Origin of the sequence: Streptomyces sp. HUAS MG91, assembly GCF_040529335.1 — a bacterium.
In the GTDB taxonomy this organism is placed as follows: Bacteria; Actinomycetota; Actinomycetes; order Streptomycetales; family Streptomycetaceae; genus Streptomyces; species Streptomyces tabacisoli.
Genome location: NZ_CP159534.1, coordinates 8,283,275 through 8,306,778 on the forward strand (window position 1 = coordinate 8,283,275; position 23,504 = coordinate 8,306,778).

24 protein-coding genes are annotated in these 23,504 nt (G+C 72.6%); 13 read left to right on the forward strand and 11 right to left on the reverse strand.

Going from position 1 to position 23,504, the window contains the following annotated elements; translation table 11 throughout:
* Positions 1 to 108 precede the first annotated feature (108 nt).
* Together ABII15_RS37535 and ABII15_RS37540 are read left to right on the forward strand one after the other, a co-directional pair.
* Positions 109 to 948 (forward strand): GntR family transcriptional regulator, encoded by an 840-nt coding sequence (locus tag ABII15_RS37535; RefSeq protein ID WP_353946766.1) that lies wholly within the window; start codon positions 109 to 111, stop codon positions 946 to 948.
* 81 nt (positions 949 to 1,029) lie between these two features.
* Entirely contained in the window at positions 1,030 to 1,470 is a 441-nt protein-coding gene (locus tag ABII15_RS37540) for an OsmC family protein (protein WP_353946767.1), read from the forward strand.
* Positions 1,471 to 1,486: 16 nt separating this feature from the next.
* On the opposite strand, the gene ABII15_RS37545 is transcribed toward ABII15_RS37540, so the two are convergent.
* Positions 1,487 to 3,199: a glycoside hydrolase family 18 protein gene (locus tag ABII15_RS37545; protein WP_353946768.1), complete on the reverse strand. Its 1,713-nt coding sequence runs from the start codon at positions 3,197 to 3,199 to the stop codon at positions 1,487 to 1,489.
* Between the two features lie 199 nt (positions 3,200 to 3,398).
* Positions 3,399 to 3,899, reverse strand: a complete 501-nt coding sequence (locus tag ABII15_RS37550; RefSeq protein WP_353946769.1) for a DinB family protein — start codon at positions 3,897 to 3,899, stop codon at positions 3,399 to 3,401.
* 256 nt (positions 3,900 to 4,155) lie between these two features.
* Between ABII15_RS37550 and ABII15_RS37555 the strand changes: the two genes are divergently transcribed.
* The 4 genes from ABII15_RS37555 (at position 4,156) to ABII15_RS37570 (ending at position 5,944) form a co-directional block, all read left to right on the forward strand.
* A complete protein-coding gene (locus tag ABII15_RS37555) occupies positions 4,156 to 4,575 on the forward strand; it encodes a hypothetical protein (RefSeq protein ID WP_353946770.1) in 420 nt (139 codons plus the stop codon).
* Positions 4,576 to 4,675: 100 nt separating this feature from the next.
* Positions 4,676 to 5,035 carry a hypothetical protein gene (locus ABII15_RS37560; RefSeq protein ID WP_353946771.1) on the forward strand — a complete coding sequence of 120 codons (360 nt, stop codon included), beginning with the start codon at positions 4,676 to 4,678 and terminating at the stop codon, positions 5,033 to 5,035.
* Positions 5,036 to 5,042: 7 nt separating this feature from the next.
* Positions 5,043 to 5,579, forward strand: coding sequence for a hypothetical protein (locus ABII15_RS37565; protein WP_353946772.1), 537 nt, complete (start codon positions 5,043 to 5,045; stop codon positions 5,577 to 5,579).
* Entirely contained in the window at positions 5,576 to 5,944 is a 369-nt protein-coding gene (locus tag ABII15_RS37570; protein WP_353946773.1) for a peptidase inhibitor family I36 protein, read from the forward strand. Before ABII15_RS37565 ends, ABII15_RS37570 begins: the two co-directional genes overlap by 4 nt.
* 51 nt (positions 5,945 to 5,995) lie before the next feature.
* Here the strand turns inward: ABII15_RS37570 and ABII15_RS37575 are convergent, their stop codons facing one another.
* On the reverse strand, positions 5,996 to 7,228 hold the full coding sequence (locus tag ABII15_RS37575) for a GNAT family N-acetyltransferase (RefSeq protein WP_353946774.1): 1,233 nt from the start codon (positions 7,226 to 7,228) through the stop codon (positions 5,996 to 5,998).
* A gap of 201 nt (positions 7,229 to 7,429) precedes the next feature.
* Positions 7,430 to 8,008 carry a sigma-70 family RNA polymerase sigma factor gene (locus tag ABII15_RS37580; protein ID WP_353946775.1) on the reverse strand — a complete coding sequence of 193 codons (579 nt, stop codon included), beginning with the start codon at positions 8,006 to 8,008 and terminating at the stop codon, positions 7,430 to 7,432.
* Between the two features lie 156 nt (positions 8,009 to 8,164).
* Here ABII15_RS37580 and ABII15_RS37585 point away from each other — a divergent pair, with 156 nt between their 5' ends.
* The gene (locus ABII15_RS37585; protein ID WP_353946776.1) at positions 8,165 to 9,166 is read left to right on the forward strand and encodes a MerR family transcriptional regulator; all 1,002 of its coding nucleotides are present in this window, start codon (positions 8,165 to 8,167) and stop codon (positions 9,164 to 9,166) included.
* Here the strand turns inward: ABII15_RS37585 and ABII15_RS37590 are convergent.
* Positions 9,141 to 10,514, reverse strand: coding sequence for a deoxyribodipyrimidine photo-lyase (locus tag ABII15_RS37590; RefSeq protein WP_353946777.1), 1,374 nt, complete (start codon positions 10,512 to 10,514; stop codon positions 9,141 to 9,143). The genes ABII15_RS37585 and ABII15_RS37590 overlap by 26 nt on opposite strands.
* Positions 10,515 to 10,729: 215 nt before the next feature.
* Here ABII15_RS37590 and ABII15_RS37595 point away from each other — a divergent pair, with 215 nt between their 5' ends.
* Entirely contained in the window at positions 10,730 to 10,900 is a 171-nt protein-coding gene (locus tag ABII15_RS37595; RefSeq protein ID WP_353946778.1) for a hypothetical protein, read from the forward strand.
* A gap of 73 nt (positions 10,901 to 10,973) precedes the next feature.
* Here ABII15_RS37595 and ABII15_RS37600 read toward each other — a convergent pair whose 3' ends face one another.
* Positions 10,974 to 12,950 (reverse strand): hypothetical protein, encoded by a 1,977-nt coding sequence (locus ABII15_RS37600; protein ID WP_353946779.1) that lies wholly within the window; start codon positions 12,948 to 12,950, stop codon positions 10,974 to 10,976.
* A 187-nt stretch (positions 12,951 to 13,137) separates the two neighbouring features.
* Between ABII15_RS37600 and ABII15_RS37605 the strand changes: the two genes are divergently transcribed.
* Positions 13,138 to 13,596, forward strand: a complete 459-nt coding sequence (locus tag ABII15_RS37605; RefSeq protein ID WP_353946780.1) for an ATP-binding protein — start codon at positions 13,138 to 13,140, stop codon at positions 13,594 to 13,596.
* Between the two features lie 9 nt (positions 13,597 to 13,605).
* Here ABII15_RS37605 and ABII15_RS37610 read toward each other — a convergent pair whose 3' ends face one another.
* Positions 13,606 to 14,487, reverse strand: a complete 882-nt coding sequence (locus ABII15_RS37610; protein WP_353946781.1) for a SigB/SigF/SigG family RNA polymerase sigma factor — start codon at positions 14,485 to 14,487, stop codon at positions 13,606 to 13,608.
* A gap of 143 nt (positions 14,488 to 14,630) precedes the next feature.
* On the opposite strand from ABII15_RS37610, the gene ABII15_RS37615 reads away from it, so the two are divergent.
* Together ABII15_RS37615 and ABII15_RS37620 are read left to right on the forward strand one after the other, a co-directional pair.
* A complete protein-coding gene (locus ABII15_RS37615; RefSeq protein WP_353946782.1) occupies positions 14,631 to 16,016 on the forward strand; it encodes an FAD-linked oxidase C-terminal domain-containing protein in 1,386 nt (461 codons plus the stop codon).
* A 241-nt stretch (positions 16,017 to 16,257) separates the two neighbouring features.
* Positions 16,258 to 17,130, forward strand: coding sequence for a universal stress protein (locus tag ABII15_RS37620; protein WP_353946783.1), 873 nt, complete (start codon positions 16,258 to 16,260; stop codon positions 17,128 to 17,130).
* A gap of 23 nt (positions 17,131 to 17,153) precedes the next feature.
* On the opposite strand, the gene ABII15_RS37625 is transcribed toward ABII15_RS37620, so the two are convergent.
* From ABII15_RS37625 to ABII15_RS37640, 4 genes are all read right to left on the reverse strand, one after another.
* A complete protein-coding gene (locus ABII15_RS37625; RefSeq protein WP_353946784.1) occupies positions 17,154 to 17,369 on the reverse strand; it encodes a ferredoxin in 216 nt (71 codons plus the stop codon).
* The gene (locus tag ABII15_RS37630) at positions 17,366 to 18,628 is read right to left on the reverse strand and encodes a cytochrome P450 (RefSeq protein WP_353946785.1); all 1,263 of its coding nucleotides are present in this window, start codon (positions 18,626 to 18,628) and stop codon (positions 17,366 to 17,368) included. Before ABII15_RS37630 ends, ABII15_RS37625 begins: the two co-directional genes overlap by 4 nt.
* A 291-nt stretch (positions 18,629 to 18,919) precedes the next feature.
* The gene (locus ABII15_RS37635; protein ID WP_353946786.1) at positions 18,920 to 19,735 is read right to left on the reverse strand and encodes a family 1 encapsulin nanocompartment shell protein; all 816 of its coding nucleotides are present in this window, start codon (positions 19,733 to 19,735) and stop codon (positions 18,920 to 18,922) included.
* 5 nt (positions 19,736 to 19,740) lie between these two features.
* Complete coding sequence (locus ABII15_RS37640) at positions 19,741 to 20,727, reverse strand: Dyp-type peroxidase (protein WP_353946787.1); 987 nt, start codon at positions 20,725 to 20,727, stop codon at positions 19,741 to 19,743.
* A 304-nt stretch (positions 20,728 to 21,031) separates the two neighbouring features.
* On the opposite strand from ABII15_RS37640, the gene ABII15_RS37645 reads away from it, so the two are divergent.
* Positions 21,032 to 22,072, forward strand: a complete 1,041-nt coding sequence (locus ABII15_RS37645; RefSeq protein WP_351455324.1) for an NAD(P)-dependent alcohol dehydrogenase — start codon at positions 21,032 to 21,034, stop codon at positions 22,070 to 22,072.
* A gap of 139 nt (positions 22,073 to 22,211) precedes the next feature.
* On the forward strand, positions 22,212 to 23,435 hold the full coding sequence (locus ABII15_RS37650) for a cytochrome P450 (RefSeq protein ID WP_353946788.1): 1,224 nt from the start codon (positions 22,212 to 22,214) through the stop codon (positions 23,433 to 23,435).
* The last annotated feature ends 69 nt before the right edge of the window (positions 23,436 to 23,504 follow it).

A 23,504-nucleotide genomic window follows, 5' to 3' on the forward strand; every position in this document is an offset into this window, starting at 1 on the left:
GCGTCAACCCCCCTGTTGAACTGCGGAAGTTGTCGATCAATGGATCCGCGTGGTGAACTGGTCAGGTAACTGGTCGTACGACACGAGGGGGCGGGAGTGAACGCCGAGGTGAACGCAGGCACCCCGGGAGCGGTGCTCAAGCGGGAGCGGGTGCGCGACCACATCCTCGAACTCATCGAGTCGCAGCGCCCCGGAGACCCGATCCCCTCCGAGCGCACGCTCTGCGCCGCTCTCGGAGTCTCCCGGCCCACCCTGCGCGCCGCGGTCGACGAACTCGTCGCCGCCGGCCTTCTCGTCCGCGAACACGGACGCGGCATGTTCGTCGCCCCGGAGAAGATCACCCAGGAACTCGTCGCGCGGGAACAGGCGCTGACGGTGCCGCAGGCCGCGGGCGCCTGGTCGAGCCGGCTCCTGGAGTTCACCACGATCCCGGCGGGCGCCCGCGTCGGCCGCAGGCTGCGCCTGTCACCGGCCGCGAAGATCGTGTACGTGGCCCGGCTGCGGCTCGTCGACGGCGCGCCGATGGCCATCGAGCACCTGCACATCGCCGCCGACCTCGTCCCGGGGCTCAGCGCGCAGGAGCTGGAGAGCGGTGACCTGTACGAGCATCTGCGGGCGCATCACGACGTTCACGTCCGCGAAGCGACCCAGGCCATCGAGCCGACCGTCGTCAGCCGCGCGGAGGCCGACCTCCTCGACGTGCCGGAGCTGTCCCCGGCCCTGCTGTTCGAGCGGCTCACGTCCGACACCACCGGCCGGCCCGTCGAGTACGTCCACTCCCTCTACCGCGGCGACCGCTACCGCATCGTCTCCCGGCTCACCCTGGGGCCCGCGGCCACCGCGGCCGAGCCGTCCGGCGCGGGGCACCACCCGGGCATCCCGCCCGGCGACTTCGCCCACCGCGACACCCTCGCCTCGTCCACCCGGGGCGACGTCCAGGGGCCCTGACCGGGGCGGGCCGGGCGCCGGGCCCCGCCGCGCCGGTGCCGCCTGCGCGGTGTGCGGCCCGGCCCTGGTTACGGTTCCGCCATGGCCGACTACCGCATCGAAACCGTACGCAACGGCGAGCGCGACTGGACCGCCCGCAACGACCGGGGCGCCGAGGTCCGCATCGCCCCCGCCGACTCGGCGGGCGCCCAGCCGTCCTTCACCCCCGTGGAACTGCTGCTCGCCGCGCTCGGCGGCTGCGGCGGCCTCGTCCTCGACCGCACCGCGCGCACCGTCCCCCACGACGACCTGCGGATCGTCGTCGAGTCCGTCTCCCGCCCCGAGGACGACGGCCGTGTCGGCAGGGTGCGGATCAGCTACGAACTGGAGCTGCCGGAGGGCGACACGGCGGCGGCGGACACCTTCGAGCGCGGTGTCCGCCTGACCCATGAGAAGTACTGCACGGTCAGCCGCACGGTCGAGCACGGTGCCCGCGTGGAGGCCCTGGGGCCCGACGGGACGATGCTCTTCCTGGGCGGCTGACCGCTTTTCGCCGTTGCTACGGCAGGCTGTGCACCTTCGGTCCGACGGAGTTGGACCACGCGCTGCCCGCCGTGGCGTCCCAGTTCGTGGACCAGGTCATCGCGCCGCGCAGCCCCGGGTAGGTCTTCGCGGGCTTGAACGAGCCGCATCCAGTGCCCCGCGCGAGGCAGTCGAGCGCGTTGTTCACCACGGACGGGTCGACATAACCGCTGCCCGCGCCGCGCGTGGAGGCCGGGACACCGAGCCCGACCTGCGACGGGTCGAGGCCGCCCTCCAGCTGGATGCAGGCGAGCGCGGTGAGGAAGTCCACCGAGCCCTGGCTGTAGACCTTGCCGTCGCAGCCGAGCATCGAACCGCTGTTGTAGTACTGCATGTTGACGACCGTGAGGATGTCCTTCACGTTGAGCGCCGTCTTGAAGTACTCGCCCGACGTGGACTGCATGTCGATCGTCTGCGGCGCCATGGTGAGGACGAACTTGGAGCCCGCCTTCGCCGCCAGGGCCCGCAGCGCCTTCGTCATGTAAGTGGAGTTGAGGCCGTTCTCCAGGTCGATGTCGACACCGTCGAAGCCGTACTCCTGCATGAGCGCGTACGCGCTGTTGGCGAACGCCGTCGCGGAGGCGTCGCTGTTGACCGAGATGCTGCCCTTCTCGCCGCCGACCGACAGGATCACCGACTTGCCGGCCGTGTGCTTGGCCGCGATGTCCGCCTTGAAGTCCGCGGCGGAGGCGTAGCCGACGGCCGGGTCCAGGTTGAAGGTGATCTGGCCGGGCGTGGTCGTCGCGTCGGCGAACGACACCGCGATGATGTCGTACTGCGAGGAGACGTCGCGGAGCTTCTGCACGGTCGCGCCGTTGTTGAAGTTCTGCCAGTACCCGGTCAGCGCGTGCTTGGGCACGGTGCCGCCACCGGGGTTCCCGCCCCCGGTCGGCGCGGTGCGCGCGCTCACGGCGGTCGACTTGGCCGACTCACCGGCCGCGTTCGTGGCGCTGACCTGGAAGCTGTACGAGGTGTCGGCGGTCAGGCCGGTGACCGTGGCGGAGGCGCCCGTGGTCGAGGCGACCTTCGTGCCGCCCCGGTAGACGTTGTAGCCGGTCGCGCCGGAGACCGGCGTCCAGGACAGGTCCACCGTGGAGGACGTGGTGGCGCCCGCGGCGAGCCCGGACGGCGTGCCCGGGATCACCACGGGGTCGCTGCCGCCGCCCCCGTCGGGGCCGAAGACGTTCACGTCGTCGACGTAGTACGCGCCCTGCCCGTACCAGCCGTGCGTGTAGATCGTGACGGAGGTCGTGCTCGCGCCGGTCTTGAAGCTGGTGGTCAGCTGCTGCCAGGACGAGGCGCCCGGGGTCCACGTCGACACGTCGGTGGTGCCGGTGCCGCTCGCGCCGAGGTACACATAGCTGCCCTGCACCCAACTGCTCAGGGTGTACGTCGAGTTGGGCTTCACCGCGACGGTCTGGCTGCACTGGGCGGTGTCCTGGCCCGCCGGTGTGGCCTTGAGCGCCTTGGCGCCGCCGTGCACGGGGGACGAGACGGTCGCGCCGCTGCCCGCGCTACAGGTCCAGTTGCTCAGGTCCGACTCGAAGCCGGCGTTCTTGGCGACGTTGACGTCGGCGGCCTGAGCGGGGGCGGCGAGCGCGGTCACGCCGAGCGCGGCCGCCGAGGTGACGGCGAGCGCGGCGGCAAGGCGCCGGGGTGCGCCGGGTCTGCCATGACGAGCACGGTCCACAGAATGCCTCCGGGGGAGAGGAGTAGGGCGGATGTGGACGACGGTGGCCACCGATGTCGTGCGCCAAAGTTGGTCCAGACCATTCCCGTTGTCAAGACCTGTGGAGGGACGAGGAGTTCGGGGGGTACGAGAACGGCGCCGAACACGAGGTTCGGCGCCGCCGCGGAGCGGGCCTCCGGGGCCCGGTGGTGGTGAGGTGTCAGAGCAGTCCCCGCGCGTACGCGGCCTGCCCCACGTGCTGCAGATCGTCCGAGAGCACACTCACCAGGCGCACCCCGAGTGTCACCGCCGGATCCCACCGATCGTCGACGATCCGGTCCAGATCGGCGTCCGTGAGGCCGGAGAGACAGCCCAGGCTCTGCTCGTGCACCGCGTCGTGGTAGCCGAGCAGCAGCTCCCCGGAGGCGACGCGCACCTGGCCGACCTCCTTCGCCGTGTGCCCGTACCCGGTGTCCGTCCGGTCCAGCGGCAGATCGAACCGCTCGGCCCAGCCCTGCGCGAGCCACACCTGGTCGGTCCCGGCCGCGTCGGCGACGTGATCGTCCTGCACGCGCGTGAGATGCCAGATCAGCCAGGCGATCGAATTCGCCCCGTCGCCGGGCCGCGCCTGCAACTGCTCCGGGGAAAGCCCGCCGACGACCCCGTGCACCTCTTCCTTAATGCGGTTGTAACCGTCAATGAGCAGGTCATGTGAGTGCATGGTGTGCAGTGTCGTCGACGCGGCGCATTTCGGCCAATGGAGGCCGCGAATATGCCGGAAGACTGGCGTGAAAAGCGTGGTGACAGGGAGCGGCGAGTGCCGATACTCGACAAGTGGGACGGTTGAACATTGTGCGGAATCGGCGGGCCGCGGTAGCCGGCAGACCCATTGACCGGCCACCTCCCGCCGTACGGGTCGATTACTGATCACGCGCCACCGCGTAAGTGATCAATGGCGCCAGGCAATGGGGGAGATCGTGCACGACGAATTCCTGTGCCATGTCACCGCATACGGAATATGCGGCGGACAGCGCGTGGGTGTCCCGCTCGGTACCTACCGGGCCCCGACCCTCCCCCTCGCCCTGTGGTGGTTGCGCGACCGCGCCACCTGGATCGCCGAACGCCTCGACCCGCGGCCCGACCTGCCGCACCTGCCCGAGGGCGCCCTGATGCCCGTCGCCGACGACGCCCCCGACGTGCCCTCCCTGCTGCGGGCCTGGTGCGCGGACACCGAACACCAGGAGCGCGTCGCCGAGGAACTGGCCGGCGGCCGTCTCGTCCGGCTCGCCACCCGCGACGACACCACCGAGTACGAACTCCTCGCCGAGTCGGTGGACGCCCTGCGCATGGCCCGCACCGTGCCGCGCGCCGAGGCCCCCGTGCCCGCGTCGGTATGACCTGACTAATCGCCGTCACGGGTGAATGCGTGCGTGCGGGCCCCCGCGCACGGGGAGTGTGGTCACGCACAGTGAGAACGACCACCTCGGGGCCGCCCAAATGAAACACAGATACGCATTCACCCTCGCGCTGCTCGCCGCCACGGCCGCACTCGTGCCGGCCGCGTCCGGCGCTCAGGCCGAGAAAGGACCCGGCCAGGTCTGCTTCTGGACCGAACCCGGCCAGCACGGCCAGGCCTGGTGCTATGCGCCACCCGGATACGCCGAGGCCGAGAACGGCACACAGCGCCGTGCCGCGTCCTTCGAATCCCGCGTGGGCCAGAGCGTCTACGCGATCAGCTACACCGTTTCCAACTGCCTCTACCGCGAGATCCGGCGCGACGACTACTCCGAGAACTGGGAGTGGGTCGGCAAATTGGACGGCGTCAGCGACAACACCATGGGGTGCGAGCAGGGCTGAACCGGCCATGATCCACCGCACCCGCGTCCGGACCCTCGCGCTCGTCACGGGCGCCCTGCTGCTCGCCGGCTGCGCGAGCAACCGCCCGACCGGTCCGGCCCGCTCGCCGGACGACACCGTCAGAGCAGCCCAACTGGTGCTCGCCGACCACTGTCTGACCGACCGGGGACTCACCCCGCCCCGGCCCGGACAGCGCGCACAGAGCCCGGCCGACGAAGAGCGCGTCGCCGACGCCCTGTTCGGCCGGCCGCCCGCCGAACTGTCCCTGACCCTGGCGAACGGCATCCCCGTCCGCGCCCACACCGACGGCTGCCTCGCCGCCGCCCAGCGCACGCTCTACGGCGATCAGAAGCGCTGGTTCCAGGTCTCGACCGTCGTCAACAACCTCAAGCCCGAAGCCGCCTGGCGCCACACCTCGCTCGCCGCCGTGCGCGAGCGGCACCGGGCCGACCTGACCACGTGGCGCCGGCTGCGCGCCCACGCGCTCGACGTGTCCGCACGGATCCTGCGCACCACGCCCGACCCCACCGGAGGAACCCCATGAAGCACCCGCTCGCCCTGCTCGCCGCCGCCGCGCTCGCCCTCGGCGGCGCCGCCGTCACCACCACCGCGTACGCCGCCCAGTGCCCCAGCGGCGAGTTCTGCGCCTGGACCGACGCCAACTACACCGGGATGCGCTGGAACTGGTCCGGCGACGACCACGACTGGGAGCCCGGCATCCAGGACGAGGACTCCTCCTGGGCCAACCACGGCATCTCCGGACCCGGCATCAAGGACCACGTCCAGGTCTACGAGAACCCCGGCCTGATCGGACTCGGCACGGTCTGTCTGGCCCCGGGCCAGGAGATCCCCTACGACAGCTGGGGCAACGACAGCGGGGACTCGCACACCTGGAAGATGGAGTGCTGACCCCACACTGATCCTGCACTGAACCCGGACTCCCGCCCGTCCGGAGGGAGTTCAGAACGCGTCCGCCGTGTGCGGCGACAACCCGGCGGACAGCGCGGCGTCGAGCATCGGCGCCGCGCCCGGCGTGTGCTCGGTGACCAGCCCCGCCGCCACGAGCGCGGACACGGTCACCGACCCCATGAAGGCGCTCGCCAGATCGCGCACCTCCAGGGACAGGTCGGGAGCGTCCCCGGTCGGGGCGTACGAGAAGCCGTCGGGGGACGCGATCAGCCGGAACGTCCCGTCGTTGGCGGGCAGGAGCGGGTCGCGGACCTCGAGCACCACGTCCACCGGCGCGTTCCAGGAGCGCGCGGCCAGCGCCGTACGGACGTCGACGAGCCGCACCCACAGCGCCGGAAACTCCTCCGTGACCCGCACCTGGTCGAGATCGCCCGCGAACAGCGGCAGCGGATCGTCGACCGGACGCCCCCAGGCCCGCACCCGGTCCGTCAGATCGATCCCGGCCAGATAGGTCCACAGCGCCGCCGCGACCTCCGGGGAGTCCGCCTCCAACTCGTCCAGACGCACCAGCCCCCGCACCTGCGACGCCGCCTCGCCCTGCTTCGTACGGTAGATCGCGTATCCGGCGAGCGGTTCGCCGAGCACCACCACCCGGGCCGGCGAGAACTCGTCGTCCTCCTCGTCCTTCTCGGCCAGCCACTCCTCGTGCCACCAGTCCCGGGTGCGCGCGAGCCGCCCCGCCCGACGGGACCTCGTCCCCTCGAAGTACGGGCCCAGCACATCGGGCGCCGCCTCCGTGTCGACGAGACGCAGGGGGCGGGGATCCGGCGGAATGCGCAGGGCCAGCGGACGACGGGTGTCGATCTCCACCGTCGTGCCGTACGAACCGGGGCCGAAGCCGAAACGCCCGTAGATCGACGCCTCCGAGGCCCACAGGGCGACCAGCGGCGCACCCTGGGCCACGCAGCGCGCGAAGAGTTCACCGATCATGCCCGACAGCACGCCGCGCCGGCGGTGCGTCGGGGCCACCGACACGAACGTCAGCCCCGGACAGGCCAGTTCACCGCCGCCGGGCACGGACAGGTCGAAGGGGTGCGCGGCCGCGAAACCCACCAGCTCGTCGTCCTCGTAGGCGCCGATCCGCAGGCAGGTGGCGAGCGTCTTCTCGTGCCGGCTCCGCAGGTCGCTCTCGGGAGACTCGTGGAAGACGAGATAGGCCAGGGCCAGGGCGCGCGGGATCTCTGACTCGGGAACGTCACGGAACCGGACGGAAGACGCATTCATGATCATTCAGCCTAGCCGTGAGCCTTCACTCACGCGACCGGCCTCAGACACGTGACCGGCCTCAGAGGCGACCGCCGTGTCGCGACCGTCGGGGCGGCGGGGTCCGGGCCACCCGAGGCCGCGCGGGATCGGAGTCCTCTGAGGCGCAACCTTTCTTCCCCGGTTCCGCGCCCGGCGGATGCACCTCCGCGCCGACTTCCCTCAGCCCTGTCCCCGGACGAGCCCCAGGCGGAGGCTGAGCCGCTGCATGCCGCGCCGCGCATGACTCTTGACCGTGCCCAGCGGCCAGCCGGTGCGCTCGGCGATCTGCGGCTGGGTCAGATCCTCGTAGAACGCCAGACACAGCACGGTGCGCTGGGGGACCGGCAGCCTCGCCAGCTCCTGGGTCATCACGATCCGGTCGAGCGCCGACTCCACGGACGCCGTCCGCGCCGAGTACCGGGAGGCCGCGAGGTCCACGAGGGTCGCGCGGCGGGCGCGGGCCGCGAGCGCGTCCGCGATCCGGCGCCGGGTGATGCCGGTCAGCCAGGCCGCCGCCGAGCCGAGTTCCGGCCGGTAGCCGGAACGCCCGCGCCAGGCGGCGAGAAAGACCTGCTGCACCACGTCCTCGGCGTCGCAGGAGTCGCCGAGCGCCCGCCCGGCGAGCCGGTGCACCAACGGCGCCCAGCGCCGGTACACCTCGGCGAGACACGCCGGGTCACCGGCCGCCATCCCGTCCGCCAGAACGGCCTCCGATGCCGTGCGCAGATCCAGTACGCGCCGCCGCACCGCTGTGCTCATCGATGTCTCGTCAACTCCTGGAAACGGTCGTGAACTCACCTTGTGGCGTCCACGAGCGGGCAGGCGGGCAGCACACCCGGCCGTGGCCCGGTCATCCTGGAAACGGCTTCGCCATCCCGGCAACTCGCATCGCTTGTGCGTCGTATCGTGAGCCGAATGGACGAGGGGCGAGAGGTACGGCACGCGCAACCGTCGCAGGCGCAAACGCCGGAAGAAGGGCCCGGCGTCACCACGGGAGCCCTCGCGCGGCGGCTCGGGGTCTCCCCGACGACGCTGCGCAGCTGGGACCGGCGCTACGGACTCGGGCCCGTCCAGCGGTCCACGGGCCGCCACCGGCGCTGGACGGACGACGACGTCGCGGTCGTCGAGGAGATGTGCCGGCTCACCACCACGGGCCTGCCGCCCGCCGAAGCCGCACGCCTGGCCCGCAAACGCCTGATGACGGGCCCCCCGGCGCTGCCCCGGCAGGTCCGGGCCGCCGCCAGGGCGACCGCCCCCGCCTCCCCTGAGCGGCTGACCCGGGGCATCGCGCGCGCCGCGACCCGGCTCGACGCCCCCACCGTGCACAGCCTGCTCGCCGACGCCGTGCGGAACCACGGCCTGGTGTCCTCCTGGCAGGACGTGATGGTGCCGGTGCTGCACCTGGTGGGCCGCAAGTGGGAGGAGGCCGGCGACCGGTACGTGGAGGTCGAGCACCTGCTGTCCTGGCACGTCTCGCGCGCCCTCCACCAGGCCGTCCCCGTCGCCCCGGTGTCCGCGTTGCCGCCGCTCGTGCTCGCCTGCGTGCCCGCCGAACAGCACGTCCTTCCGCTGGAGGCGCTGAGCGCCGCCCTGGGTGAACTCGGCGTGCCGCAAAGGATGTTCGGCGCCGCCGTGCCCGTCGAGGCGGTCTCCGCCGCCGTGCGCAGGACCGGGCCGCGCGTCGTCGTGCTGTGGGCGCAGGCCCGCTCCACGGCGAGCCTGCCGCTGGCCCGGCACCTCGCCGAGACCCACTGGGGCGTGCGCGGCGCCCGCGGCAAACCCGCCGTGATGCTGTGCGGCCCCGGCTGGGCGGGCCGCGGGGTGCGGGGCGCCCTGTATCCGACGACTCTGCCGGAGGCGCTGCACCAGATCGGGCGGCTCTACCCGGAGATCAGTCGAGACCCCGCGCCCGCTTGAACCGCGCGAGACCGTCCGACAGCTCGACGATCGGATCCGGATAGTCGTACGCGGCCCGCTCCAGACCCCGCAGCTTCCACGGCCGGTGCACCGCGGCGCCCTCCAGACCGGCCAGTTCCGGCACCCACCGCCGCACGTAGGTGCCGTCCGGGTCGTAACGCTCGGCCTGTGCCAGCGGATTGAGCACCCGGTTCGGCCGGCTGTCCGTGCCGGTGCCCGCCATCCACTGCCAGTTCAGCTGGTTGTTCGCCACGTCCCCGTCCACCAGCAGGTCGAGGAAGTGCCGGGCGCCCACCCGCCAGTCGACGTACAGCGTCTTGACCAGGAAGCTCGACGCGATCAGCCGGCCCCGGTTGTGCATCCAGCCCTCGTGCCGCAGCTGCCGCATCGCCGCGTCCACCACCGGATAGCCCGTACGGCCCTCCTGCCACGCCTCGATGTCCTCGCGGGCCGAGCGTGCGGTGCGCCAGCGGTCGCCCTGGGTGCGGTAGTCGTCGTGCGCCGCGGCCGGGCGCGCGGCGAGGACCTGGTGGTGGAAGTCCCGCCAGGCGAGCTGCCGCACGAACGCCTCCGCGCCCGGACCGCCCGCCGCGCGCGAGCGCTGCGCCGCCTCCACCGGACCGATCGTGCCGAAGTGCAGATGCGGGGAGAGCTTCGAGGTGGCGTCGCCCGGCAGATCGTCGTGGCGGTCCTCGTACGCGGAGATCCCCGACCGCAGCCACGCCGTGAGCCGCTTCCGGCCCGCCTCCTCGCCGCCCTCCGCGAGCCCCGGGGACACCCCCGGCACCTTGTCCCGCTGCGGCAACGGTGCCGAGCCGACGCCCTCGGGCACCGTGATCGCGCGCGGCGCCCGCACCACGGAACGCACCGGCTGCTGGTCCCAGTGCCGGTGGTACGGGGTGAACACGGCGAAGTGGTCCTTGCCCGCGGGCGCCACCTCCCCGGGCGGCACACAGGTCACCACCGCGTCATGGACGACCACCTCGCAGCCCAGACCCCGCAGCGCGGCCCGCAGCCCGTCCTCGCGCCGCCGCGCGTACCGGCTCACCCCGCCCGCGAGGTGCACCGCGCACGCGTCGGTCTCCGACACCACCTTCGCCACCTCGTCCGTGACGTCGCCGTCGCGCAGGATCAGCCGCCCGCCGCGCTCGCGCAGCCCCGCGTCCAGGTCCCGCAGGCAGTCCGCGAGGAACGCCTCCCGGTTCGGCACGGTGAAGGACGCCGCGTCGATCCCGCTGTCCCGGACGAACAGCGGCACCACCGCGTCGGATGCGTCGAGGGCGGCCCGCAGCGGCGGGTGGTCGTGCACCCGCAGGTCGGAGGTGAACAGGACGACACGGACGCGCACGGACGACTCCTGGGGAAACGGTGGACATTCGCCTTCGTGAGCCCTTCCCCCGGCGGCCGGGCCCCGGATGCAGCGCTCGGCCGAACGGGTTCCTGTCCCGCGCCCACGAGCCGTGCATGTACGCAACAGGTGCGGGCAGGCGAAGAACAGGGACGGCGGAGCGCCACAGGGCGTGGGCGTTCCGTGAGAGTGCGACGGGTGGAGGTGCCGGAAAGATGCGAACAGAGGTGTTGCGACGGTTTTCCGCGGGAGCGCCGCGAGGGTCCTGGCCGGCCGAGGAGTACGCGGCGCGACTGCGTGCCCAGGGCCGCGCGGCGCGCGTGGTGATGGACCTGGAGACGGACGCGTTCCTCGTGGTGGCCGGGGACGCGGAGCACTCCGGCTGAACAGGGGAGCGGCCCGCGCACGCGCGGGCCGCTCCACCCTGTACCGAGCCCCCGGCCCCGTGGCCGGGGGTTTTCAGCGCCCTGCGGCGCCCACCTCCGAGAGCCGCTCCCCGCCGGCCTCCCCGGACAGACGCGCCGTGACCCGGACCGTGCCGTTCTCGGGCGCCCGGACCGCCATCGTGCGGCCGGCGGCGGCGGTGTCGACCGCCCCGCTCGCCGAGATCCCGACGACCGCACGGCTGCCCGCCGCGACCAGGTACCAGTGGTCCTTCGGCGACTTCCAGCGCGTCGACGCCACCACGTGCTGCCCGAACCGGCTGCACGCCGCCGTGTTCCGCGCCTGCCCCACCAGCTCGGCGGGCGCGGTCAGCGACGACGTGGGCGTCCGCAGCAGCAGCGCCACATCGCCCGGTCCGCGCCAGGTCGTGGCGCGCGCGCACATCCACACCGCGTGGCCGCCGCCCTCCGGCAGCTCCTGCTCGGCGAAGTCCCAGGCGTTGACGGCGCGCACGGCGCCGCCCTCCCACGAGCCGAGCCGGCACGCGCTGCGCGCCCACGCCAGCAGTGCCTGACTGCTCGTCGCCTCACGGGGCTGCCGCGCCGGGGGAGTGCCGTGGCCCGGCAGCGGCGTGTACGTGAGGTGCACGGGCGAGAGCCCGCCGAGATCCGCGACCACGAACGCGTGGTGCTCCACGATCCGCGACGAGGACCGCAGTTGGAGCACCGGACGCCGCGCGCAGTCGGCCGCCGCGACCACCGGGACCGCGTCGGTCACACCGTCGCCCGACACGTGCAGCGGCCGCGCCGGACTGTCGGGCCGCAACAGGTCCCGGGTGGTCGACTCGGCGACCCACGGGGCGGTCAGATAGCGGGCCGAGCCCTTCGACCGGGCCAGCACGACGACGGCGGCCGTGGTGACGTCCGCGTCGTCCGCGCGGGAGAGGGCGAGCGCCGCCGGGGAGTCGCCGTCGGCGTCGGTGTACCGGGCCAGCCGCTCGCCGTCGCTGAACAGGACCACGCCCCGGCCGCCGACATCGCCCGCGTACAACAGCTGCGGACTGCGCGGTGGCGCGTCGGTCGGCGTGCCGGGCGTCGCCGTCACCCGTACGTCCGTCGTGGGCGCCGCCCAGGTGCCCAGCGCGCGGGACAGCAGGTCCTTGTCGTCCGTGCGGCCCCCGCGGGCCGGCCACGCCGTGAAGTCGACGCGGGAGGTGTCCGCCCACTGCTGCGCGTCGGCCCGCACCAGACGGTCGGCGGAGAGATAGCGGGGCGTGGCCGCGCGGGCCGATGCCGTCGACCGCCCGGAGCCGTCGGTGGTCTGCGGCACGATGACCGCGGCCAGGGCCACAGCGGCGGCCGCGCCGGTGAGCCACACGGCCCGCCTGCGCCGGCCGCGGCGCACCAGATCGGTGGGCCGGCTCTGGACCGAGCAGGCGTCGAACTCCTGGGAGCGCAGCAGGGCTTCGGCGGCGGCGCCCGCTGCCGCGTCCAGATCCGCTGCCGCCCGGACGCTCGCCGCGGCGTCGCGCACACCGGCCGCCTCCAGCAGCGCGGCGGTCCGCCGGTCCGGCAGACCGTCGACGCGGCGCAGCACGAACGCGGCACGCGTCGGGGCAGGCGCGTCGGCGAGCGCCTGCCCCAGTGCGATCTCCTCCGCGCCGCCCGCGTGCGGGAACAGCCGCAGCCCCCACACCACGGGCAGCCTCGGCACGAGGGTCCGGGGCGGCGGCAGCGCGCCGGGCCAGCCGGCGGGGCGGTGGGCGGCGGACAGGGCCGCGCGCAGCACCCGTACCCGCAGCGCGTCACCGGTGACGGCGTCGCCGTCCTGCGGACCGCGCGGACGGGGCACGAGCGTGCCGCGCGCCCCGGGCAGCGCCCGTTGCGCGGCTCCGTGGGCCAGCAGCACCCGCCGGTGTCGGGAGAGGGCGGCGGGAAGAGTCAGGTACGCCAGCCGCACCAGCGCCGTGTACTGCGCCACGAGTGCGGCCTCGGCGTGATCCTTGGCTATCCTGGTGCGCTTGATCGGACGGCCGGTTCGAAGAACGGACATGATCGGACCTTTCGGGTCGTTTGACGGTCGTCGACACGTCGGACCACGAGTCGTGTCGACGACCGTCAAACGACCGGAACCCGATGCGGTCACTCGGCCGGCCGATCAGGACTGCCACGCCGGAGTCGGGGTAGCAGCATGGCTGCGGGGCCCTTGCCACACGGGCCGGCCGGCGAGAGAGACATGGATGAGCGAGTACACCGAGTGCATGGGCGGAGAAGTGATCCGATCGGGCTTCGAGGCGTCGGTCGAGCCGCTGCGGCAGGTGACGCACTACACCGGTGAACCGGGTTGCATAGCCGACGCGCGCGCCTTCACCGGCGCGTTCCTGACCCGGCTGCGCCAGGAGTGGTGCGTGGGTCTCGAGGCGCACGTGACCGGTGACGTGATGCTCATCGTGAGCGAACTGGTCACGAACGCGGACCGGCACAGCGCGGGCCCCTACGTCCTGGAGCTGGAGGGCACGGCACGGCACATCGCCGTCACCGTCTACGACAGCAGCGCGGCCGTGCCCCTGCGCTATCCCAAGGACCCGGGGCGCATCGGGGGGCACGGCCTGGAGATCGTGGACGCGCTCGCCGAGGTCACCGTGGAACGGGTGCCCGTCGGCAAGCGCGTACGGGCGGTGCTGTCACTGCCCTCCTGAGGTCCCGCCTCAGACGGCGTCCGCCTCGGCGAGCATCCCGGTCCGCAGCCGCGCGATCAGCTGCTTGATCAGGCGGGACACATGCATCTGCGAGTACCCGAGCCGCTCCCCGATCTCCGCCTGGGTCAGCTCCTCGACGAACCGCAGATGGAGCAGCTGCCGGTCCCGGGAGGGAAGCCTGGCCACCAGCGGGGCGAGCGCCTGGAAGTCCTCGACGAGCTCCATCGCCCCGTCCTCGACGCCGATGAAGTCGGCGAGCACCGACTCGCCGTCCTGTCCGCCGTCGCCGCCGGTCAGCGCCGCGTCCAGGGACGCCGACGTATACCCGTTCGACGCCAGCTGGGCCTCGACGACCTGGGCCTCCGAGATGTCCATCAGCGTGGCCAGTTCGGCGGTGCTGGGCTCCCGGTCCAGACGGCTGCACAGCTCGTCGCGGGCCTTGGCCAGTTCGAGCCGCATCTCCTGGAGCCGGCGCGGCACGTGCACGGCCCAGGTCGTGTCCCGGAAGAAACGCTTGATCTCACCTGTGATGTAGGGCAGCACGAACGAGGTGAACTCGACCTCGCGCGAGATCTCGAACCGGTCGATCGCCTTGATCAGGCCGATCGTGCCGACCTGGACGATGTCCTCGAAGTCGCCCGTGGAGTCCCCGCGGTGCCGGAAGCGGCCGGCCGCGAAGCGGACCAGCGACATGTTCATCTCGATCAGCGTGTTGCGCGTGTACTGGTACTCCGGAGTCCCCTCCTCCAGCTCCGCCAGTCGCCGGAAGAAGTGGCGCGACAGCTCCCGCGCGTCCCGCGGCGCCACCCGGCCGGGGTCGGAGATGTCGTACGCGGATGCCTCACCAACCGTGGTCCGGGTCCTGTGCGCAGTGACGTCCGTCCCGCTCATGGTGGAATCCACCGTCCCTCCCGCGCCGTGAGCCGACGCAACACCCTGTTCCATCATGGTGTTCGGCAGTTACCCGCGAACTCGCCGGTCATGCACATTTGCTCAGGAGGTACGCCATCAACACGGCAGACACAGCAGGGACGGTGCGCGAACTCGCCGCCGCGCTCCCGGACAGCACCCTCGTCACGGACGCGGACGTCCTCGCGTCCCTCGGCCACGACGACGCCGAGTGGGCGCCCGTGGGCAGGCCCCTGGCCGCGGTGCGCGCCACCTCGGCCGACGAGGTCCAGGCCGTCGTCCGGGAGTGCGCGGCCCGGCGGATACCCGTCGTCACCCGGGGCGCGGGCACCGGTCTCTCGGGCGGCGCCAACGCCGTCGACGGCTGCCTCGTCCTCGACGTGTCGCGGATGAACCGCATCCTGGAGATCGACACCGAGAACCTGATCGCCGTCGTCCAGCCCGGAGTCGTCAACAACGACCTGAAGGCCGCCGTCGCCGAGCACGGCCTGTGGTACCCGCCGGACCCGGCCAGCGCCCCCTGGTCCACGATCGGCGGGAACGTCTCGACGAACGCGGGCGGCCTGTGCTGTCTCAAGTACGGCGTCACCCGGGACTACGTCCTCGGGATGGAGGTCGTCATGGGCGGCCCCGCGGGCGAGTACGGCTCCCGCGTCCGGCTCGGCCGGCGCACCACCAAGGGCGTCGCCGGGTACGACCTGACGAGCCTGTTCGTCGGCTCCGAGGGCACCTTCGGGGTCGTCACCGAGATCACGCTGAAGCTGCGGCCAGCCCCGGTGGCGGAGCCCCGCACGGTCGTCGGCGCCTTCGACAGCCTGGTCGCCGCGGGCGCCGCGGTCGCCCTGGTCACGAGCCGCGGCCTGGCCCCGGCCGCCCTCGAACTCCTGGACCGGGCCTGCATGCAGGCGGTGGAGGACTGGAAGCACCTCGGCATCGAACCCGGCGCCGAGGCCATGCTGCTCGCCCGGATCGACGCCCCCGGCGACGCGGGCGCGGCCGAGGCGGACGCCATGGCCGCCGCGTTCCGGGAGGCCGGAGCCCTGTGGGCCGAGCAGTCCACCGACGCCGTCGAGGCCGAGGCCCTGTTCGACGTACGCCGCCTCGCCTATCCGGCGCTGGAACGGCTCGGCCCGGTCCTCACCGAGGACCTGTGCGTGCCCCGCTCCGCCGTGCCCGAGATGCTCGCCACCATCGAGAAGATCGGGCACCGGCACGGCGTGCGCATCGCCACCATCGCGCACGCGGGCGACGGCAACCTCCACCCGCTGCTGATCACCGAGCCCGGCGACGAGGCGGCCCGCGTCGCCGCGCAGGCCGCCTTCGAGGAACTGCTCCAGGCCGCGATCGCCGCGGGCGGCACGGTCACCGGCGAGCACGGCGTGGGGCTGCTCAAGCGCGCCGGGATGCGCGACGAACTCGGCCCGTCGGTGCTCTCGTTGCAGCGCGCGGTGAAGCGGACGCTCGACCCGCTGGACCTGTTCAACCCGGGGAAGGTCGTCGGCGAGGACTGACCCTCCCCGGGCGCCGCGCCGACGCGGCAACCCGGTCGGTCGGGGTGCGGCGGATCGTGGATGAACACCCGGTGAAACCAGGCCACTTGAGCCACTTCGCCCGCGCCGGGCCGCCCCGTCGGCGAGACTGCGGTAGGGACAAACCCGGCAGTAGGGCAAGATCGACGACAGCGGCCCGTCCGCGGCGGAGCGGAACGGGCGACAACCGACAGTGCAGTGCACGGATGAGGGAGGCGGTCCCATGGCCCGGCCGATCACCGCGGGAGTGGACGGATCACCCGAGAGCGCGGCGGCGGCCGCCTGGGCGGCGCGCGAGGCGGTACGGCGCGAGCTTCCCCTGCGGCTGGTGCACGTGAGCGAGGCCGTGCCGGAGAGCCTCGCGCTCGCCGCCGACGAATCGGCGCGCGTGCAGTGGGCGCACGACCTGCTGGAGGACGCCGAGCAGGAGATCGCCGAGCGCCACCCCGGCCTCTCCGTCACCACCGACGTCCTCGACGACGGCGCCCCCGCCGCGCTGACGGGCGCCGCGCGCGACGCGGAACTCCTCGTCCTCGGCTCGCGCGGGTACGGCACCCTCGTCGGATTCCTGCTCGGCTCCGTCGGCCAGCAGGTCGTCGCCACGACCGAGCGGCCCGTGGTCCTGGTCCGGGCCGGCGACGAGGCGAGCGGCGAGGCGGCCGGGCGCGAGATCGTCGTCGGACAGGAGGGCGACGCCGAGGACAGCGCCGCCGCCCTGGAGTTCGCCTTCCGCACCGCGGCCGCCCGCGGCGCGACCGTGCGGGCGGTGCGCGCCTGGAGCCTGCCGCCGGTGTTCGCCTACAGCCCCGCCTCGCTCCAGCTCCTCGACGAGTCCGGAGGCATCGAGCCGTACGAGAAGAAGGCCCTGGGCGCCGCCCTCGCACCCTGGCGCGAGCGCTTCCCCGACGTGCCGGTCGTCGAGCACGTCGAGATCGGCAGCGCCGGCCAGGTGCTCCTGTCGGTCGCCGCCGGGGCCCAGCTCCTGGTCGTCGGACGCCGGGCCCGGCGCACCGCCGTCGGCGCCCGCATCGGCTCCGTCGCGCACGCCGTGCTGCACCACGCGCCGTGCCCGGTCGCGGTGGTGCCGCACGGCTGAGACGCGCCCCAGGGGCGTGCGTCCTAGGAGTTCTCCTCACCGGTCAGCGACACCGCGCCGACCGGACAGGCCCGCACCGCCTCCTTCAGCAGGGGGTGCTCCCCGGTCGCCGCGGCGCGGCCGGGGAGCACTTCGCTGAGTCCGTCGTCGTCCTGCGTGAACACGTCCGGCGCGGTCAGCGCGCACATCCCCGCGCCCACGCACCGCTCCTTGTCGACCTCGACCCGCACGGCGCTCACCACGCGACCGGCAGTTCGAGCATGCCCTGGATGGTGTCTCCGGGCTTGAACGGGATCTCCTCGGCGGGCGCCGCGAGCCGCAGGCCGGGGAACCGTTTCAGGAGACCGGCGAGCGCGATCTCCAGCTCGGCGCGCGCGAGGTTCTGGCCCAGGCACTGGTGGATGCCGAACCCGAACGCCAGGTGGTGCCGCGCGCTGCGGTCCCAGTCGAGGCTCTCCGGCGCCGCGAAGGCGCCGTCGTCGCGGTTGATGAGCGAGGTGGAGAACACGACGCCCTCGCCGGCCCGGACCGTCGATCCGGCCACCTCCATGTCCTCCGTCGCGATCCGCAGCAGCCCGTCCGCGATGGACAGATACCGCAGCAGCTCCTCCACCGCGACGGTCGTCGAGGTGCGGCCCTCGCGCAACGCCGCCAGCTGCTCGGGGTGGCGCAGCAGCGTGAAGGTGCCGAGCGAGATCATGTTCGCGGTCGTCTCGTGCCCGGCGACGAGCAGGATGACGGCGTACGCGATCAGCTGATCGCGGTCCGGCGGCCCGTCCGGCCCGTCGCGGTGGATGAGTTCGTCGAGGAGCCCGTCGCCCGGTTCGGCGCGCTTGCGGTCGATCAGGTCCCCGAGGTAGCCCTCCAGCTCTTCCCTGGCCCGCTCCACGTCGGCGGCGGCCGGGCCGCGCAGGAGCCGCCGTGAGCGCTCCTCGAAGAACTCGTGGTCCGCGTACGGCACCCCGAGCAGCGCGCAGATCACCATCGACGGCACGGGCAGCGCGAACGCGCCGACGAGCTCGGCGGGCGGTCCCTGCCGCTCCATCGCGTCGAGGAGCCGGTCCACGGTCTGCTGGATGCTCGGGCGCAGCCCGGTGATCCGCTTGAGCGAGAAGCTCGGGATCAGCATCCGGCGCTGGGCGTTGTGCTCGGGGTCGTCGACCCCGAGCAGCGCCACGCGGCGCGCGCCGGCCTTCGCGAACCGTTCGGTGGGCGCCGGGAAGCCGGGCCGTTCGCGGTCGGTCGACAGCCGTGGGTCGGCGAGGAGTTCCCGGGCCAGGGTGTGCCCGGTGACGGCCCAGACCGTGCTGCCGTCGTAGAAGGTGACCCGGCTGAGCGGGCCCTCGTCGCGCAGGGGCGCGTAGGCGGCCGGCGGGTGGTAGGGGCAGCCGCGGTCCTGCGGGAAGGGGATCGGTCGGTTCAGCGGGTCGGTCGTGGTGTGAGCGGTGTGCGGTGTGTGGGGGGCCTGGCGGGCCGGTTCCGTCGTGGATTCCGTCATGGATCGGATCGCCTCGCAGTGCTCGGTCGTGCGCGCGGAGCTGGCCGTTCCGCGCTCCCTCGTCATTTGATGCCCCTACCACCGATCAGGTCGACACGAAGACCGGCCAGTTCGTACGCACGGGGTATCTGGCCGGGGTTTTTCGCCCCCGGCCGGGGGCTGAGGCGGCATCTCGCCCCGGGACCGCGGTACGGGAGGGACGCCGGGCGGGCGATGCGGCCCCTCGATGGCCGGATCGCGGTGTGAGAGCGACCTGAATCGTGCCGTCCGCGGGCGCCCGGAATGCGTCCCTCAGGCTTTGAGCGCGACCACGGCCTCGTCGGTGTACGGGAGGAACGTCAGGGTCTGGTGGAAGTACAGCTCGATGCCGTGCGCGTCGTGCGCCGTGTAGCCGATCGCCAGGTCCTGACCCAGCCGCAGCTCGAAGTCGCCGCCGCGCGTCGAGATCACGAACGCGCCGTTCAGGGCCGGGGCCCAGATGAGTTCGCCGTCGAGGATCCGGCCGAGGTGGTTGGCGACGGGATAGCCGTGGTCGGAGGTCTCGCTGACGGCCGTGTACGCGTCGGCGCCCAGCAGCAGCGCGTACGGGCCGTCGACACCGGCCAGGCGCAGCGCGGTGAGGGCGCGGCTGATGGTGTCCGGGTAGTCGCGCGGCTCTGCCGGCAGGCTCAGGACCGGGTTCGAGGTGCGCTCCCGCAGCCCCGGGATGCCGGCGGCCTCGTAGCCGTCGAAGATCGCCTGGTCCTCGGCGAACGCCATGGACCGTGCCGCGTCCTTGACCGGCTGCCAGTCGGAGTCGAGCGACCCGCGCTCCACGTCGTCGACCGCTTCCCGGCTCACGACGAACGGGACCCGCAGCTCGACCAGCGGCCGGGCGCCGCGCAGCCGGGCGCCGACACCCGGCGCGGGCGGGGCGATGTCCGTGAGGTGGCCGGTGCCGACGGCCGCGAGCTCCGGCCCCTCGGGGCCGGTGACGTCCACCACGCGGCGGCCCGCCACGTGGCGCTGGAACGTGCGGCGCGCCTCCTCCTCGATCTCCGCCCACGCGGCGGGCGTGATCGGCGCGAGCTCACGGTGCAGATTGGTGCTGGGGGTGGAGGTGCTCATGGTGCTCAGGCTCCTTTGAGGCTGCCGATGCCCAGCGAGCCGTCGACGGCGGCGGCCGCTGCGGGCGGTGGGTCGGGCAGGTCGTCGAGGAAGTCGGCGCTCGGCACGTGGAACAGACACCCCGTCACCGCCGTCGAGAAGTCGAGGATGCGGTCGTGGTTGCCGGGCGGATCGCCGAGGAACATGTTGCGCAGCATCCGCTCGGTGACGTCCGGCGTGCGCGCGTAGCCGATGAAGTAGGTGCCGAACTCGCCCCGGCCGAGGCTGCCGAACGGCATGTTCTCGCGCAGGATCTGCCGCTCGGTGCCGTCCTCGTCGACGATCGTGTTCAGCGCGACGTGCGAGTTCGCGGGCTTGACGTCGTCGCCCAGTTCGACGTTCGCGGTCTTGGTACGGCCGATGACCCGCTCCTGCTCGTCGGAGGGCAGCGCCTCCCAGGCCGCCATGTCGTGCACGTACTTCTGCACGATCACGTAGCTGGAGCCGCGGAAGTCCGGGTCCTCGTCGCCCACGTACACCGCCTCGGCAGCCGCTGAGCCCACGGGGTTCTCGCTGCCGTCGACGAATCCCAGCAGGTCGCGCTCGTCGAAGTACTTGAAGCCGTGCACCTCGTCCACGACGGTGACGGCCGCGCCGAGCCGGTCGACGAGGAGCCGGGCCAGCTCGAAGCAGAGGTCCATGCGGCGGGCGCGGAAGTGGAAGAGGAGGTCGCCGGGGGTGGCCGGGGCCAGGTGACGCGGTCCGGCCAGGGCCTGGAAGGGGTGCAGCTCGCGCGGCCGGGGACCGGCGAAGAGCCGGTCCCACGCGGTGGAGCCGATCCCGGCGACACACGTCAGGCCGTCGTCGGGGGAGCGGAAGGCGACGGAGCGCAGCAGTCCGGACAGATCCTCCAGGGTGTCGCGCACCACGCCCTCGCCGCCGGGCGCGACGGTGACGACGAGGAACACCGCGGCCTTCGCGGGTGGGGTGAGGACGGACTGCGACTCGACCACGAAGACTCCCGTGACAGCTGCCGTGATTTCTAGTTTTGTCACTTTATGGGTAGATTCGGGGCGCGGCATGTGCGGCAAGTTGGGTGGGTGTGTCCCACCTCACCCGGCGGGAGTCGCCGAAGGGGGTGGAGCACGGTTGGTTCGCTGTTAAACTTTGAACCAAGGCCCCGACCGTTCTCCCCCGTACGGTCGGGGTCCTTTTTTTGCCGTGCTGCATGTCTCATTGGGACAGATGTCTCATTGGGACGCGAGGGGGTTACTGTGGAAGGGCGGGGGTGAGCGAGAGCGACGAAGGAGTCGAGTCATGAAGGCACTTCAGTACCGGACCGTCGGGGCCGCACCCGAGGTCGTCACCGTCCCCGACCCGGAGCCGGGTCCCGGACAGGTCCTGTTGAAGGTGACCGCTGCCGGCGTCTGCCACTCCGACATCGCGGTGATGAGCTGGCCCGCCGAGGGATTCCCCTACGAGCTGCCGCTGACCCTCGGCCACGAGGGCGTCGGGACCGTCGCCGCGCTCGGTGCGGGCGTGACCGGCCTGAAGGAGGGCGACCCGGTCGCCGTCTACGGCCCCTGGGGATGCGGCACCTGTGCCAACTGCGCGCAGGGCAAGGAGAACTACTGCCTGCGCGCCGACGAGCTGGGCATCCGTCCGCCCGGACTGGGCGCCCCCGGCTCCATGGCCGAGTACATGATCGTCGACGACCCGCGCCACCTCGTGCCGATCGATGGCCTCGACCCCGTCGCCACCGTGCCGCTCACCGACGCCGGCCTCACCCCGTACCACGCGATCAAGCGCTCGCTGCCCAAGCTGGTGCCCGGCTCCACCGCCGTCGTCATCGGCACCGGCGGACTCGGCCACGTCGCCATCCAGCTGCTGCGCGCCATGACCGCCGCCCGCGTCGTCGCCCTCGACGTGACCGAGGACAAGCTCGCCCTCGCCCGCACCGTCGGCGCCCACGAGGCGATCCTTTCGGACAAGGAGGCCGCGGCGAAGGTGCGCGAGCTGACCGGCGGACGCGGCGCCGAGGCCGTCTTCGACTTCGTCGGCGTCCAGCCGACCGTCGAGACCGCCGGCGCGATCGCCGCGGTCGAGGGCGACGTGACCCTCGTCGGCATCGGTGGCGGCACCCTCCCGGTCGGCTTCGGCGCGACCAACTTCGAGGTCAGCGTCACCGCGCCGTACTGGGGCAGCCGCGGCGAGCTCATCGAGGTACTGGACCTGGCCCGGGCCGGAGCCGTCTCCGTGCACACCGAGACGTACTCCCTCGACGACGCGCCGCTCGCGTACGAGCGACTGCACGACGGCAAGATCAACGGCCGTGCGGTGATCCTCCCGAACGGCTGACCGAGAGTGCATACCGTGGTCGAATTCCGGCCACGGTATGCGTTCATCATTCAACTGTCGGCGTGGAGGGGGCTGTTCCGGCCCACGGGTGATCAATAGCCTGAGGTGAACCGTCCGTACACCCCACTGAGGGAGTGCCATGTCCACCGCGCAGATCCCCGACATACTGTCGCCGGAGTTCGCCGCCGACCCCTACCCCGCCTACCGCGTGCTGCGCGAGTCGGCGCCGCTCCTCTGGCACGAGGCGACCCAGAGCTGGATCGTCTCGCGCTACACCGACGTGGAGCGCGTCTTCAAGGACAAGGCGGGCCAGTTCACCACCGACAACTACGACTGGCAGCTCGAGCCCGTCCACGGCAAGACCATCCTCCAGCTCAGCGGCCGCGAGCACGCCGTGCGCCGCGCCCTGGTCGCCCCGGCCTTCCGCGGCAGCGACCTCCAGGAGAAGTTCCTGCCGGTCATCGAGCGCAACTCCCGCGCCCTGATCGACCGGTTCCGCGCCACCGGCTCCGCCGACATCGTCGGCGACTACGCCACCCGCTTCCCGGTCAACGTCATCGCCGACATGCTCGGCCTCGACCAGGCCGACCACGCCCGCTTCCACGGCTGGTACACCGCCGTCATCGCCTTCCTCGGCAACCTCGCAGGTGACCCGGACGTCACGGCGGCGGGGGAGCGCACCCGCGTCGAGTTCGCCGAGTACATGATCCCGATCATCCAGGCCCGCCGCGAGAACCTCGGCGACGACCTGCTCTCCGCGCTGTGCGCCGCCGAGGTCGACGGCGTACGGATGAGCGACGAGGACATCAAGGCGTTCTGCAGCCTGCTCCTCGCGGCCGGCGGCGAGACCACCGACAAGGCGATCGCCAGCATCTTCGCCAACCTCCTGGTCAATCCCGAGCAGCTGGCCGCCGTACGGGAGGACCGCTCGCTGATCGACCGGGCCTTCGCGGAGACCCTGCGGCACACGCCCCCGGTCCACATGATCATGCGGCAGTCCGCCACCGACGTGGAGCTGTCCGGCGGAACCGTCCCCGCGGGCGCCACCGTCACCTGTCTCATCGGCGCGGCCAACCGCGACGGCGACCGGTACGCCGAGCCCGACCGCTTCGACATCTTCCGCGACGACCTCACCACCACCACGGCGTTCTCGGCCGCCGCCGACCACCTCGCCTTCGCACTCGGCCGGCACTTCTGCGTCGGCGCGCTGCTCGCCAAGGCCGAGGTCGAGACCGGCGTGAACCAGCTGCTCGACGCGATGCCCGACGTACGCCTCGCCGACGGCTTCGACCCCGTGGAGCAGGGCGTGTTCACGCGCGGCCCGCAGTCGCTGCCGGTGACGTTCACCCCGGTCGCCCCCTGAGGTCCCGGCCGGGTGCTAGCCTCGTACACATGCTTCGTTCCACGTGTCTGAACTGGTGGCGCCTCACTT